This window comes from Streptomyces sp. NBC_01363 (genome assembly GCF_026340595.1).
Lineage (GTDB): Bacteria > Actinomycetota > Actinomycetes > Streptomycetales > Streptomycetaceae > Streptomyces.
Genome location: NZ_JAPEPF010000001.1, coordinates 2824437 through 2839108 on the forward strand (window position 1 = coordinate 2824437; position 14672 = coordinate 2839108).

The following is a 14672-nucleotide window of genomic DNA, read 5'->3' on the forward strand; positions in this document are numbered from 1 at the left end:
GAAGGAGACCGCTGTGCGTCATGGCCGGTAGAGTAGCCACACAACAAGTCCTCAGACAACCTGACAGGTGAACCCCGTGTCCTCGCTCGGTCCGCTCCGCCCCAGCCCCCTGGTCGAACAGGCCACGAACCATCTGCGCGAGCAGATCACCGAGGGGCACTGGCCGGTCGGCACGAAGATCCCCGGCGAGACGACCCTGGCCAAGACGCTCGGCGTGGGCCGCTCCACGGTCCGTGAGGCGGTACGCACCCTGGCCACGCTCGGACTGCTCCAGTCCCGCCAGGGCGCGGGCGTCTTCGTCATCGCCGACCGGGTGACGGAGGACTGGCCGACCCGGCTGCGCCGGGCCGCGGTCACCGATGTGTACGAGGTGCGCATGCTGATCGAGGTCCAGGCCGCCCGGCTGGCCGCCCGGCGCCGTACGGACGAGGACTTGATCGCCCTCGACGCGGCGCTCGCCGCACGGCGGGCGGCGGGGGCCGGGGGAGACGCGGAGTTCGTGGACGCGGACATCGCACTGCACCGGGCCGTGGTGGCCGCGGCCCACAATCCCGTACTCACCGATCTCTTCGGCGAGTTCGCACCCGCACTGCGGCAGGGGCTCATCGACCTCGTGGAGCTGTTCGGCCTGCGCCGCGAGGATCCGGACCACGGTGACGCCACCCATGACGCGCTGGTACGGGCCGTGGTCGCCGGGGACGCGGAGTCGGCGGGGCGGGCCGCGCAGGCCGAACTCGAATCCACGCTGGCCCGGCTGCGGGCGGCTTAGGGCCTGTCCGACCCTGATCCACCGGACAGGCCCTGGCTTCAAGGGAATCCGGGGCCCGGCTTCGGATCAACGCGGGAGACCGGCTTCGGAGGGAAAAGGCGGACCCGCCCCCGACCGCCCCGCCGTATGGCACCCCGTTCACCTTCCGGCGGGCGGGCCGGTGTGAACCGGGGGTGACGAGGCCCGCTCCCGGCGGCGGGCGGAAATGCGGCGCGGCGGGTGCGGTCCCGGGCGACCGGCGTGGTGGCCTTCCCCGCCGGGCCCCTGGCCTGTGTGTTCTCCGGGCGGTGCGAAATCCCGTGCGGCGTGTGCGGGTTGTGGCAAGACCGCGGCCGGACACGGTCCCGTGACTTGCCGGACACGCTCGGGCAACGGAAGCGTCTTCAACTCTTGACACCCACCCCTTCAAGGCAGGAACCTTCCGACATCGACGCATGGGAGCGCTCCCACATCGGGCGGTCCTCCCGCCCGAACGGCACTGCCCGTGCCCTCCCCCTTGAACCGCGCGGCACCCGCACTCACCGGCGACCCCGCCGCGCAGTCAGAACGCCAGCCCCACCCCGGAACGTCCCACCCGGAACAAGGAGTAGTGGAATGCGCATCACCCGCACCGTCGCCGGCCGGAGCCGCAGAGCCGCGGTTCTGGCCACCACGGGCCTGACGGTCCCGGCCCTGTTGCTGACCGGCTGCAGCAGCGACTCGGACTCGTCGGGCAGCACGGGCCCCGACGCGAACGGGAACATCACGCTGACCGTCGCCGACTTCGGGCAGTTCGGCTACAAGGAGGCCGGACTCTTCGCCAAGTACCACGAACTGCACCCGAACATCACGATCAAGGAAGACGTCACCGCCGACGAGAAGATCTACTACCCCAAGCTGCTCCAGCAGCTGAACTCGGGCAGCGGTCTCGCCGACGTCCAGGGCATCGAGGTCGGCCGGATCAAGGAGATCGCCGACACCAAGGCGGACTCCTTCGTCGACCTCGGCAAGGTGATCGACGTCGACGACTGGGTCTCCTGGAAGGCCAAGCAGGCCACCGCGCCCAGTGGGGCGGTGATCGGCGCGGGCACCGACATCGGTCCGATGTCCCTCTGCTACAACACCGAGCTGTTCAAGAAGGCCGGTCTGCCGACCGACCGCGCGGAGGTCGCCAAGAAGGTCGAGGGCGGCTGGGAGGACTACATCAAGCTCGGCGAGGAGTACAAGAAGAAGGCCCCGGCGGGGACGTACTTCATGGACTCCGCGAGCGCCATGTTCAACGCGGTCGTGAGCTCGAACGCCGAGCAGTACTACGACGAGAGCGGCAAGCCGATCTACAAGGAGAGCCCCAGCGTCCAGCAGGGCTGGGACCTGGCCGCCGAGGTCGCGTCCAAGAAGCTCTCCCAGGGCCTCGCCCAGTTCGACACCAACACCTGGGTCCCCGCGCTGCGCAAGGGCACCATCGCCACCGTCGCCTGCCCCGCCTGGATGGCCGGTCAGATCTCTGCCAACGCCGGTGAGGGCAACAAGGGCAAGTGGGACATCACCACCGCGCCGGGTGCGACCGCCGCCAACTGGGGCGGCTCCTTCCTCACCGTGCCCAAGTCGGGCAAGAACGTCGAGGAGGCGGGCAAGCTCGTGAAGTGGCTGACCGCGCCCGAGCAGCAGGCGGCCGTGTTCAAGGCGATCGGTGTCTTCCCGTCCAACAAGGGCGCGTACGAACTGCCGGACGTGAAGAACGCGAAGCTCCCGTACTTCAACGACGCCCCGATCGGACAGATCTACGCCGACGAGGCCAAGTCCATCCCCGAGGCGGTGCTCGGCCCGAAGGACGGTGTCATCAAGGACACCATCTCGACCCAGATCACCAACATGGAGCAGCGCGGCACCAGCCCCGACAAGGCATGGAAGGCCGCGACCGACGCGATCGACAAGGCGATCGGCTGACCGACGCCGGTGCGGGCGGCCCTCGGAGCCGCCCGCGCCGGCCCGTCCGCCCCTCCCCGTACCCGCGCGAACCACCCAGCCCCAGCCCCAGCACCAGCCCCAGCACCAGCACCAGCCCCGGCCCACGCCCCGCCAGGGCGCCCCGTCACCCAGGGAAGGACTCCCGCCCGTGGCCACCTCGACTCCCACCCCGGACGCATACGCCCCGCCACCCGGCGGATCCCCGCACGCGTCGGCCCGATCCGGCCGGCAGACCTGGCGGAGCCGGCTGTGGCGGTTCGACGACAAGGCATCGCCGTACGCCTACATAGCCCCGTTCTTCCTCGTCTTCGGTGCGTTCGGCCTCTATCCGCTGCTCTACACCGGATGGATCGCGCTGCACCGGGTGGAGATGACCGGTCTGAATCAGATGGAGTGGGCCGGCTGGGACAACTTCGACGAGATCCTGCACGACGCGGAGTTCTGGACGGCCGTCACCAACACCTTCCTGATCGGCGTCATGTCGACGGTCCCGCAGTTGCTCGTCGCACTGGGCCTGGCCCACCTGCTCAACTACCGGCTCCGCGCCAGCACCTTCTGGCGGACGGTCGTCCTCACCCCGTACGCCACCTCGGTGGCCTCCGCGGCCCTCGTCTTCGCCCTGGTCTTCCGGGCCGACGGCGGACTGCTGAACTGGGTACTGCACTTCGCCGGGCTCGGCGACACCAACTGGGCCAACGGCCACTGGACTTCGAAGATCGCGATCTCCGTCATCGTCATCTGGCGCTGGACCGGCTACAACGCCCTGATCTATCTGGCTGCCATGCAGGCCGTGCCCGCCGATCTGTACGAGGCGGCGTCGCTGGACGGAGCATCGCGCTGGCAGCAGTTCCGCAAGGTGACCATCCCCTCGCTGCGGCCGACGATCCTCTTCACGATCGTCATCTCGACCATCGGCTCCATGCAGCTGTTCGGCGAGCCGCTGCTGCTGGAGGGCGGCAGGCTCGGAGCCACAGGCGGCAATGAGAATCAGTACGAGACGCTCAGCCTCTACCTCTACAACTACGGCTGGAATCTCGGGCACCTCGGTCCGGCCGCCGCAGTGGCCTGGGCGATGCTCGCCCTCCTGCTGATCATCGCCGCGGTCAACCGGCTCATCGGCCGCTTCGTACGCACATCCGCGGTCTGACCGGGAGCGAATTCCATGACCATGACCAGTACCGTCAAAGCCCCGGAACCCACGGTCCCGCCCGCCCGCCGACGGGACACGCGGCGCCCGAGCCGGTTCGGGCCGGGCGCGGGCAAGCAGTTGCAGGGCGGCCCGTTCGCCTACATCGCCCTGGCCGTCGTCGGCATCGGCTCGCTGCTGCCGCTCTACTGGACGCTGGTGGCCGCGTCCCACACCCAGGACGAAGTGCTCGCCACCACACCGCCGTTCCTGCCGGGCGGGCGGCTGCTGCACAACCTCGACGCGGCCTGGAACCAGGCACACCTCGGCAAGGCGATCGTCAACAGCTTCCTCGTCGCCGGCTGCATCACGGCGGCGACGCTCTTCTTCTGCACGCTGGCCGGCTACGCCTTCGCCAAGATGCGCTTCCGGGGTCGCGGCGCGCTGATGACCGGCGTCATCGCCACGCTCACGATCCCGCCGCAGCTCAGTGTCGTCCCGCTGTTCATGATGATGTCCGACATCGGCTGGGGCGGGCAGCTGGAGTCGGTGATCTTCCCGACCCTGGTGAGCGCCTTCGGGGTGTTCTTCATGCGGCAGTACTTGAGCGAGGCGCTGCCCTACGAGCTCGTCGAGGCCGCCAAGATCGACGGCGCGAACAACTTCCGCATCGTGCGCAGCGTGGTCCTGCCGGTGGCCCGCCCCGCCATGATGGTGCTGGGGATGCTCACCTTCGTGCAGGCGTGGAACGACTTCTTCTGGCCCTACCTCGCCCTCAACCAGCAGAACCCCACGCTCCAGGTGGCCCTCGGCCAGCTGAGCGCCTCGTACACCCCGGACCAGAGCATCGTGATGGCCGGTGCGCTGATCAGCACGCTGCCGCTGCTGGTGGTGTTCGTGATCTTCGGCAAGCGGATCGTCGGCGGGATCATGTCCGGCGCCGTCAAGGGCTGACACCGCGTCATCCGCTTTCTCCTGCCTGTCCCTGCCCGTCCACCCCTGGGAGCGCTCCCGCATGACTGCCGTACGACCCGACACCGCCCCGAAGGCCGCACCCGAGGCAGCGGAATTCCCGACCGGTTTCGTCTGGGGGGCGGCCACCGCCGCGTACCAGGTCGAGGGCGCCGCGGCCGAGGACGGCCGCACCCCTTCCATCTGGGACACCTTCAGCCGCACGCCGGGCAAGGTCCGCAACGGTGACACCGGAGACATCGCCGCCGACCACTACCACCGCTACCGCGACGACGTGGCGCTGATGAAGCGGCTCGGCCTGACGGCCTACCGCTTCTCCGTCTCCTGGTCCCGGGTGCAGCCCACCGGCCGCGGCCCCGCCGTCGAATGCGGCCTGGACTTCTACCGCAGGCTCGTCGACGAGCTCCTCGAAGCGGGCATCGCGCCCGTCGCCACCCTCTACCACTGGGACCTGCCCCAGGAGCTGGAGGACGCGGGCGGCTGGCCCCAGCGGGTGACCGCCGAACGCTTCGCCGACTACGCCGACATCATGGCCGGAGCCCTCGGCGACCGCGTCAGCACCTGGACCACCCTCAACGAACCGTGGTGCTCGGCCTTCCTCGGCTACGGCTCCGGCGTGCACGCCCCCGGCCGCACCGAGCCCGCCGCCGCGCTGCGCGCCGCCCACCATCTCAACCTCGCCCATGGCCGGGCGACCGGGGTCCTGCGCGACCGCCTCCCCGCCACCGCGCAGATCTCGGTCACCCTCAACCTCCACCACGTCCGCCCGCTGACCGGCAGCGCGGCCGACGCGGACGCCGCCCGCCGGATCGACGCGGTCGGCAACCGGATCTTCACCGGTCCGATGCTGCGCGGCGCGTACCCGGAGGACCTGCTCACCGACACCGGGCACCTGGTGGACTGGCCGGAGCTGGTCCGGGACGGCGACCTGGCCGCCATCTCCGGCCCGGTAGACGTCCTGGGCGTCAACTACTACACGCCGACGCTGGTCTCCACGCCCGCCGACGGCTCCGGCGACTCGCGCGACGACGGGCACGGCAACAGCGACCACTCCCCGTGGCCCGGCTCCGAGCACGTCGCCTTCCACCTCGCCGAGGGCAGGAAGCGCACCGCGATGAACTGGGCGATCGACCCGGACGGGCTGTACGAGCTGCTCGCCGACGTCTCCCGGGACCACCCCGGCCTGCCGTTGATGGTCACCGAGAACGGCGCCGCCTTCGACGACGACCTCTCGCCCGAGGGGCTGGTGGAGGACCCCGAGCGGATCGAGTACCTGCGCGGCCACCTCGACGCCGTGCGGCGGGCCGCGGCCGACGGGGTGGACGTCCGGGGCTACTTCCTCTGGTCCCTGATGGACAACTTCGAGTGGGCGTACGGGTACTCCAAGCGCTTCGGTGCCGTCTACGTCGACTACGACACCCAGCGCCGCATCCCCAAGGCGAGCGCCCACTGGTACGCCGACGTCATCCGCCGCCACGCGCTGCCCCCGGCCCCTGCCCCGTCCCCGGCCACCGGCCTCGGCTGAGTCCGCACCCCCCCCGTCCCGCCTCCCGGGGACCCGGCCGCGGGAGGCCGGGTCCCCGTCGTTCCCCCCACGCTTGGTTTGCCCATCCGGCTGTGAGAAATTGACCGCGAACGGGAGGCAGCCATGACGGCAGCGCGAGTACGGAGCGGTGGCCGGCCCACGCTCGAAGAGGTCGCGGCACGGGCAGGGGTGGGGCGCGGCACGGCCTCGCGGGTCATCAACGGCTCACCACGGGTCAGCGCGCACACCCGCGAGGCGGTGGAGGCGGCCGTCGCCGAGCTGGGCTACGTACCGAATCGCGCGGCCCGCGCGCTCGCCGGGAACCGCACGGACGCCATCGCCCTGGTGGTGCCCGAGCCGGAGACCCGCTTCTTCGCCGAGCCGTACTTCTCCGACATCGTCCGCGGTGTCGGCGCGGCGCTCGCCGACACCGACATGCAACTGCTGCTCACCCTCGTCGGCAACGACCGCGAGCGCCGCCGGCTGGCCCAGTACCTGACCGCGCACCGCGTCGACGGCGTGCTGCTGGTCTCCGTCCACGCCGACGACCCGCTGCCGGACCTGCTGGAGCAGCTCGGCATGCCGGCCGTGATGAGCGGCCGCAGATGGGCCTCCGAAACGCTCGCCTCGGTCGACTCCGACAACTTCGGGGGCGCCGGCGCCGCGGTCGGCCATCTCGTCTCCCGGGGGCGCCGCGCCATCGCCACGATCACCGGACCCCGGGACGTCTACGGAGCGCAGCGCCGTCTCGACGGCTACCGCGAGGCGATGTCCGGGGCCGGTCTCGAACCGGACGAGCGGCTGATCGCTCCGGCCGACTTCACCGAGGAGGGCGGTGCGCGGGCCATGCGCGAGCTGCTCGCCCGCCGCCCCGACGTCGACGCGGTCTTCGCGGCCTCCGACGTCATGGCCGCGGGCGCCCGTCAGGTGCTGCGCGAGGCCGGCCGGCGCATCCCGGACGACGTGGCCCTCATCGGCTTCGACGACTCGGCGGTGGCCCGCCACATGGACCCGGCCCTCACCAGCGTGCGCCAGCCGATCGAGGAGATGGGCCGCACGATGGCCCGCGTACTGCTCAAGGAGATCGCGAGCGAGAGCCAGGAGCGCCCGCAGATCGTGCTCCCCACCGAACTGGTCGTCCGCGACTCCTCGTGACGGCCGTCACACGGCTGCCGCTGAGAGGGGCTCAGACACGAGAAGGGCCCCGGTCCGAAGACCGGGGCCCTTCCCTTCAGGGTGAGTAACGGGACTCGAACCCGCGACATCCTGGACCACAACCAGGTGCTCTACCATCTGAGCTATACCCACCATGTCCGGTCTTTTTCTGACCGGCCGAGAAAAAGTGTACAGGGTCCGAGAGGGTGCTCGCTCCCCAGTTGTTCAGCCGCTGATCCCGGCCCCCGAAAGGGCCATGACCAGCGGCTTCACAAGGTCCTACGGCGCGGGCGGCGCGACGCGTGTCGCGATGGCCTTCGCGCGCTCCGAGTCCGGACCGGGCTGCGGCACGAAGACCGCCTCGCGGTAGTAGCGCAGCTCCGTGATGGAGTCACGGATGTCCGCGAGCGCCCGGTGGTTGCCGTTCTTGGCCGGGCTGTTGAAGTACGCCCTCGGGTACCAGCGGCGCGCCAGCTCCTTGATCGAGGAGACATCGACGATCCGGTAGTGGAGGTAGCCCTCCAGGGCCGCCATGTCCCGCGCCAGGAAACCGCGGTCGGTGGAGACCGAGTTCCCGCAGAGCGGGGCCTTGCCGGGCTCCTTCACATGCTCGCGGACGTAGTTCAGCACCTGGGCCTCGGCGTCGGCCAGGGTGGTGCCCCCGGCCAGCTCGTCGAGGAGGCCCGAGGCGGTGTGCATCTGCCGCACCACCTCGGGCATGGTCTCCAGGGCCGCGTCCGGCGGGCGGATCACGATGTCCACCCCTTCGCCGAGCACGTTCAGCTCCGAGTCGGTGACCAGTGCGGCCACCTCGATGAGTGCGTCTTCCGTCAACGAGAGCCCGGTCATCTCGCAGTCGATCCACACCATGCGATCGTTCATGGCCCCACCCTACGGGGCGCTCCGCTGGCCCGGCAGGGTCGGGCGCCCGGTCGTGTACGCGTCGGGGCCGGGTTTCCCCTGCTCCGGCTGGACCGTACCGACCGTCGGCGCCGCGACGGCATGCGGGCCCGGCGAGGCGGCCGTGGCCGCGGCACGCCGGATCGCCGCATTGCCCTGGGCGGGTACGACCGGCTCGGTCGCCGTGGTCACCGGCTCCGCGCCACTGCCCTGCGGACGGCGGGCCCGGTAGGCGGCCCGGTACGCGGCGGGGGAGGAGCCCAGCTGACGCCGGAAGTGTCCGCGCAGCGCGACCGGCGAGCGGAAGCCGCAGCGGCCCGCCACCTCGTCGACCGAGTACTCGGACGTCTCCAGCAGCCGCTGCGCCTGCAGCACCCGCTGGGTGATCAGCCACTGGAGCGGTGCGCTGCCGGTGAGCGAACGGAACCTGCGGTCGAAGGTCCGCCTGCTCATGTAGGCGCGCGCGGCCAGCGTCTCCACGTCGAACTGCTCGTGGAGATGCTCCAGTGCCCAGGCCACGACCTCGGCGAGCGGGTCGGAGCCGATCTCCTCGGGTAAAGACCTGTCGAGGTAGCGCTCCTGGCCGCCACTGCGCCGCGACGGCACGACGAGCCGGCGGGCCAGTGCCCCGGCGGCCTCCGTGCCGTGGTCCGTGCGGACTATGTGCAGACAGAGATCGATCCCCGCCGCTGTCCCTGCGGAGGTGAGCACATCGCCGTCGTCGACGAACAGCTCACGCGGATCGACATGGACCGACGGATAGCGCTTGGCCAGCGTCGGTGCGTACATCCAGTGTGTGGTCGCCGGGCGGCCGTCCAGCAGGCCGGCGGCGGCGAGCACGAACGCGCCCGTGCACAGCCCGACGATGCGGGCGCCCTCCTCGTGGGCGCGGCGCAGCGCCTCCAGCGCCTCGGCGGGCGGCGGCGAGGTGATCGAACGCCAGGCGGGCACCACGACGGTGCCGGCCCTGCTGATCGCCTCCAGCCCGTAGGGCGCGGTGAGTTCGAGTCCCCCGGTGGTCCGCAGCGGTCCTTCTTCCCCGCCGCAGACGAGGAGTCGGTAGCGCGGAACTCCCGCGTCCTGGCGGTCGATTCCGAACACGGAGAGCGGGATCGAACTCTCGAAGATGGGGCCGCCGCTGAACAGCAGCACGGCGACGACTTCTCGTCGTCGACGTCCACTGAGCTTCCGTACAGCCTCCGTTGCGGCGGCGGAGTCCTGGCTCATGACGCTAAGCCCCCCTCGGTGTTCGCGTCTCCCTGGTCCTTACGGGCCTGTCGCACCTGCACTTTTCCCCTCGGTCCTGCACGAGTTCCCCAGACTTCGATACCCAAGATCGAATCTACTGCGTCCCGTGGTGCCGGCGTGACAAGTTCACCAACCGGCGTTATGTCGACAAGGCCACTTGGCGGGAAGCATTCGATCACGAAGCGTTTCATCCGAAAGCCGTGCAGGGAAGTGCGTCTGGCGTTGATGGCCCGTCCCCGTTGGGTGGAAGCGTACCGCGCGGTCTCTTCCTGCCTGGTGGCAAGGGGGTTGATCGGCCAATTCGGCAAGGAATGGGCACGGGTGTGAAGTTGGCTGAAAATAGACGGTTGTGCATACGTGATTCAGTCATTGCACCGGCGCACAACCCGGGTGATCAACCGCTTCTTTGCGCCCCCTGGGCAGGTCGGACGGCTGATCGTACGGAATCGGGCGGCGGCAACCGGCAGCGACCGGATTCCGCCCGCCGGGCCGGTGTCGGTTCCCGGCCCGGCCGATCGCCGGGAGCGGGGCGGACGGGCCGGAGCGGGTGCGGTGGGACGCCCGGGGCGGGGCGCCGGCCCCGGCGGTCGGCAGCGGGGCGGTGATCCGTTCCGGGGTCGCCCGGGGGCGCGGGGGCCGCGCTCGGGTCCGGGGCATGACGGATCCGGATCCGTCCGGTCACCGAGGGCAGCCGTCCCGGCCCGGCGGCGTCGGTGTACAGCACAAGCGGCATTGCCATACGGGTCCGCCTCGGGCATGCTCCGTGAAACGTCGCGCGCGCTTTGCGCGGGTCTGGGCAGTGGAGGAGTGGCGCCGTACCCTTGGGGGTAAGGGGTTGGGAAGATGATTCCCGGACACCGCAACACCGCCCGCTGACCCACCTTCCCCAAGTCGCTCTCCTCACGAGGACTCTCTTCGCCGAGACACCGATGGCCGGTCACGAAATCCCCGAACCCGCCGACCGCAAGCAGGTAGCCGACCCCATGTCGGACCCGCAGACGGTCGAAGAAACACGTCACTCCTGCGATCCCGCGTTCCGTCATGGGGTCGTCGTCGGCTTCGACGGCTCGACCTCCAGTGAACGCGCCCTCGCCTATGCCATCGGGATGGCCCGAAGATCAGGTTCCGGCCTGATCATCGTCCATGTCGCCAACCGGCTGCCGACCACGGTCTGGGCAGGTTGCGAGCCGCCCGTCTTCGTGGACGTGCCCGATCACCGCACCGAGGTGCTCGGTCTGGAGCTCGCCTGCGCGGACTACCTCTCCGAGGTTCCCTGGGTCCTCGTCGAGCGGGGCGGGGACATCTGTCACGAGCTGGAGGAGGTCGGCCGGGAGTACTCGGCCGACGCCATCGTCGTCGGCTCCACGCACGGCATCGTCGGCCGCATCTTCGGCTCGGTGGCGGGACGCCTTGCGCGGCGTGCGCAGCGCCCGGTCGTCGTCATCCCCTGAGCGCCCGACGCCCCGGCGACCACTTCCGTCACTCCTGTGATCCGTCGATCGGCCCCTCGTTCGACATGGCGTCAACTCGTCTGCGTAAACCGGCAATTCATGTCGGGCGGAGGCGGATGGCGCGCTCGCGGAGCGGCCTGTCGCGGACAACGGTGTCCCCGCAGGAAGCGCCCGGCGCCTCCACCTTCGGTCATCTCGCCCCGGGAATCGCCCCGTTGGCGTTCGGTATCGGTCACCCCGGCGCCGTGGAGGTTGGCGCCGGAACGGCCCCGTACCCGCGCTCGCGGTGGGTACGGGGCCGTTCTGCGCGCCGGGCGCGCGCGTGAGCTGTTGTGTGCGCGGGCCTATTCGACGGTGACGGACTTCGCCAGGTTGCGCGGCTTGTCGATGTCGCGGCCCATGGCCAGCGCCGTGTGGTACGCGAAGAGCTGGAGCGGGATGCCCATCAGGATCGGGTCCAGCTCGTTCTCGTTCTTCGGCACGACGATGGTGTGGTCGGCCTTCTCCTGCACCTGGTGGGCGACGGCGAGGATGCGGCCGCTGCGGGCCTTGATCTCCTCCATCGCGGCGCGGTTCTTCTCCAGCAGGTCGTCGTCCGGCACGATCGCCACCGTCGGCATCGCGGGCTCGATCAGCGCCAGCGGCCCGTGCTTCAGCTCGGAGGCCGGGTACGCCTCGGCGTGGATGTACGAGACCTCCTTGAGCTTCAGCGAGGCCTCTCGGGCGACGGGGTAGCCGCGCACCCGGCCGATGAACATCATCGACTTGGCGTCCGCGTACTCGGCCGCCATCTTCTTGATCTCGTCCTCGTTCGCCAGGATCTCGCTGATCTGGGCGGGCAGCCTGCGCAGCCCCTCGATGATCCGCTTGCCGTCGGCGACCGACAGGTCCCGGATCCGGCCCAGGTGCAGTGCGAGCAGCGCGAACGCGACGACCGTGTTGGTGAAGCACTTGGTGGAGACGACGCACACCTCGGGACCGGCGTGGACGTACGTACCGCCGTCCGCCTCCCGGGCGATCGCCGAACCCACCACGTTGACGACACCGAGCACCCGGGCGCCCTTGCGCTTGAGCTCCTGGACGGCGGCCAGCACGTCGTACGTCTCGCCGGACTGGGAGACCGCGACGTACAGCGTGTCCGGGTCGACGACCGGGTTGCGGTAGCGGAACTCGGAGGCGGGCTCGGCGTCCGCGGGGATGCGGGCCAGCTCCTCGATCAGCTGGGCGCCGATCTGGCCCGCGTGGTACGAGGTGCCGCAGCCGAGGATCTTGATCCGGCGGACCCCGCGCGCCTCCCGGGCGTCCAGGTTGAGGCCGCCCAGGTGCACGGTGGCGAAGCGGTCGTCGATCCGGCCGCGCAGCACCCGGTCGACGGCGTCGGCCTGCTCGGAGATCTCCTTGTGCATGTACGTGTCGTGGCCGCCCATGTCGTACGACTCGGCCTCCCACTCCACGGTGGTCGGCGTGGCCGTCGTGGACGAGCCCTCCGTGGTGTACGTACGGAAGTCGTCGGCCTTGAGGGTGGCCATCTCGCCGTCGTCCAGGGTGACGACCTGGCGGGTGTGGGCGACCAGCGCGGCGACGTCCGAGGCGACGAACATCTCCTTCTCGCCGATGCCGAGCACGACCGGGGAGCCGTTGCGGGCGACCACGATGCGATCGTTGAAGTCGGCGTGCATGACGGCGATGCCGTACGTGCCCTCGACCGAGCGCAGCGCCTCGCGGACCTTCTCCTCCAGGGTGTCCGCCTGGGCGCGGGCGATCAGGTGGACCAGCACCTCGGTGTCGGTCTCGGACAGGAAGACGACGCCGTCGGCGACGAGCTTCGCACGGAGCTCGGAGGCGTTGTCGATGATGCCGTTGTGGACTACGGCGACCTTGTTCTCGGCGTCCAGGTGCGGGTGCGCGTTCTCGTCGCTCGGGGCGCCGTGGGTGGCCCAGCGGGTGTGGGCGATACCGGTGGTGCCGGTGAAGCGCTTGGGAACGCGGGCCTCCAGCTCGCGGACCCGCCCCTTCGCCTTGACCATCCGCAGGGCGGCGGGCTTGCCGGCCGACGCCTTGCCGGTGATCACGATGCCCGCGGAGTCGTAACCCCGGTACTCCAGCCGCTGCAGCCCTTCCAGCAGCAGCGGAGCCACATCACGCTTCCCGATATATCCGACGATTCCGCACATAAAGTCTCTGCCCCTCCATCGACGTACCTGTGGTGCCCGTTGTTCAGCCGTAGACGATGCGGCGCAGCTGGCGGAGCGAGAGCTCCGGCGGTGCGACCGCGCGGTGCGGCAGCTCGGCCGCGATCCGCTCGAAGATCTCCGCGTTGACCAGGCCGCCGGACTGCAGTTCGCGGTGGCGGCGGCGGACGAAGTCGTCGGTCGTCTCGTCGAAGTACGCCAGCACGTCGAGGATCACCCGGGCGGCCTCACCGCGCTGGAGCGCGGTGCTGCGCACCAGGTGGTCGATGAGGTCGTCATGCGACGGGCGGCGTTCGAGCACTCGTTGATATTGCGATGGGTGGGGCGCTTACGCAACAATTCTGCCCGATATCGGGCAGGGTTGGGTGTGATTACGCTCTCGCGTGGGCCCGGAACGGCGTTCCGGGCCCACGCTCGCGACAGCTCCGGGCCGCCTACAGGCGCTTGAGTACGGCCTGTTTGGCGGCGCTGAACTCGTCGTCGGTGAGCACCCCGGACCGGTGCAGCTCACCGAGCTCGCGCAGCCGGCGCAGCAGTGCGTCGTGATCGTCGCCGGACGAGACGGCCGGGGCGGGTGCGGCCGGGGCCGTGATCTCCGCGGGCGCGGCGCCTCCGGGGGCCGGACCCGCCCCCGCCGCATCGGGCAGCCGTACCAGGACCGCCGCCGCGACCAGGACCGCCGTGTACTCCTTCTTGGACAGCCCCCACAGATCCAGCGAGTACGGGTCGTCCTCGGCCGCCGGGGCCGACGCCGGGCCCTCGCGCCGCACGAAGCGCAGATGCCCGTTCTCCAGGCCGATGGCGGGCACCCAGTGCACGCCGGTCACCTCCGAGACCGGGAACGCGACCGGGCCGCCCGAGGTCTTGACCCCGTTGGCCTTCCAGTTCCAGGTGAGGCGGACGGTCTCCCCGTCGAACGAGGCCGTGCCGTCCCCGCCGCCACCGGCGACCGGCACCGCGGGCCCCGGCAGCAGGAAGCCGTCCACCGCGCCGGTGGGCACCCGCTCGACCAGCAGGGCGCTGCGCACCTCGTCGACGAAGTACTCCGCCAGCCCGCTCCGGTCCTTCTCCACGGTCAGTTGGTAGGGGTCCGCGGCGTCCTTGAGCCTGCCGTCGGCCGCGCGCAGCACCGGGCACGCGCCGTCGCGCAGCCGCAGTCGCAGCCGGCCGCCCTTGCGGTCCGGCTCGAAGGAGATGCCCGCCAACGCCCGCAGCGGGACGACGCATTCGCCCAGCTCCTGCCGGAGCGGATGGGTGCCCTTGCCTCGGCCCGGCACGATCCGCACCGTTTCGCCGTCGAAGGTCCACGTTCCGTCGTGTTGGGTTATTTCCGCCATGCGGCAGATTCTCTCAGCCGTGCGACGGGGAAGTGGTCTACACCTTGACC

General features: G+C 70.5%; 12 protein-coding genes and 1 tRNA gene. 7 read left to right on the forward strand and 6 right to left on the reverse strand.

What is annotated here, in order from left to right; all coding sequences use genetic code 11:
- Positions 1-76: 76 nt before the first annotated feature.
- The 6 genes from OG611_RS13160 (at position 77) to OG611_RS13185 (ending at position 7494) form a co-directional block, all read left to right on the forward strand.
- The gene (locus OG611_RS13160; RefSeq protein ID WP_266425821.1) at positions 77-769 is read left to right on the forward strand and encodes a FadR/GntR family transcriptional regulator; all 693 of its coding nucleotides are present in this window, start codon (positions 77-79) and stop codon (positions 767-769) included.
- Between the two features lie 594 nt (positions 770-1363).
- Positions 1364-2695: an ABC transporter substrate-binding protein gene (locus tag OG611_RS13165; protein ID WP_266418867.1), complete on the forward strand. Its 1332-nt coding sequence runs from the start codon at positions 1364-1366 to the stop codon at positions 2693-2695.
- A gap of 169 nt (positions 2696-2864) precedes the next feature.
- The gene (locus OG611_RS13170) at positions 2865-3863 is read left to right on the forward strand and encodes a carbohydrate ABC transporter permease (RefSeq protein WP_266418869.1); all 999 of its coding nucleotides are present in this window, start codon (positions 2865-2867) and stop codon (positions 3861-3863) included.
- A 15-nt stretch (positions 3864-3878) separates the two neighbouring features.
- Positions 3879-4796, forward strand: a complete 918-nt coding sequence (locus OG611_RS13175; protein WP_266418871.1) for a carbohydrate ABC transporter permease — start codon at positions 3879-3881, stop codon at positions 4794-4796.
- Positions 4797-4857: 61 nt separating this feature from the next.
- A complete protein-coding gene (locus OG611_RS13180) occupies positions 4858-6339 on the forward strand; it encodes a GH1 family beta-glucosidase (RefSeq protein WP_266418873.1) in 1482 nt (493 codons plus the stop codon).
- Between the two features lie 123 nt (positions 6340-6462).
- A complete protein-coding gene (locus OG611_RS13185; protein ID WP_266418875.1) occupies positions 6463-7494 on the forward strand; it encodes a LacI family DNA-binding transcriptional regulator in 1032 nt (343 codons plus the stop codon).
- A gap of 80 nt (positions 7495-7574) precedes the next feature.
- Here OG611_RS13185 and OG611_RS13190 read toward each other — a convergent pair.
- The 3 genes from OG611_RS13190 to OG611_RS13200 form a co-directional block, all read right to left on the reverse strand.
- Positions 7575-7647: transfer RNA gene (locus tag OG611_RS13190), tRNA-His, on the reverse strand.
- Between the two features lie 126 nt (positions 7648-7773).
- On the reverse strand, positions 7774-8376 hold the full coding sequence (gene orn / locus OG611_RS13195) for an oligoribonuclease (RefSeq protein ID WP_266418877.1): 603 nt from the start codon (positions 8374-8376) through the stop codon (positions 7774-7776).
- Positions 8377-8385: 9 nt separating this feature from the next.
- The gene (locus OG611_RS13200; RefSeq protein ID WP_266418879.1) at positions 8386-9621 is read right to left on the reverse strand and encodes a helix-turn-helix domain-containing protein; all 1236 of its coding nucleotides are present in this window, start codon (positions 9619-9621) and stop codon (positions 8386-8388) included.
- A 950-nt stretch (positions 9622-10571) separates the two neighbouring features.
- Between OG611_RS13200 and OG611_RS13205 the strand changes: the two genes are divergently transcribed.
- The gene (locus OG611_RS13205) at positions 10572-11093 is read left to right on the forward strand and encodes a universal stress protein (RefSeq protein WP_189547056.1); all 522 of its coding nucleotides are present in this window, start codon (positions 10572-10574) and stop codon (positions 11091-11093) included.
- Positions 11094-11437: 344 nt separating this feature from the next.
- Here OG611_RS13205 and glmS read toward each other — a convergent pair whose 3' ends face one another.
- From glmS to OG611_RS13220, 3 genes are all read right to left on the reverse strand, one after another.
- Complete coding sequence (gene glmS / locus OG611_RS13210) at positions 11438-13267, reverse strand: glutamine--fructose-6-phosphate transaminase (isomerizing) (RefSeq protein ID WP_266418882.1); 1830 nt, start codon at positions 13265-13267, stop codon at positions 11438-11440.
- Between the two features lie 43 nt (positions 13268-13310).
- Positions 13311-13586, reverse strand: a complete 276-nt coding sequence (locus OG611_RS13215) for a hypothetical protein (RefSeq protein WP_072489218.1) — start codon at positions 13584-13586, stop codon at positions 13311-13313.
- A gap of 133 nt (positions 13587-13719) precedes the next feature.
- Positions 13720-14622 (reverse strand): DUF4429 domain-containing protein, encoded by a 903-nt coding sequence (locus tag OG611_RS13220; RefSeq protein WP_266418885.1) that lies wholly within the window; start codon positions 14620-14622, stop codon positions 13720-13722.
- Positions 14623-14672: the final 50 nt, after the last annotated feature.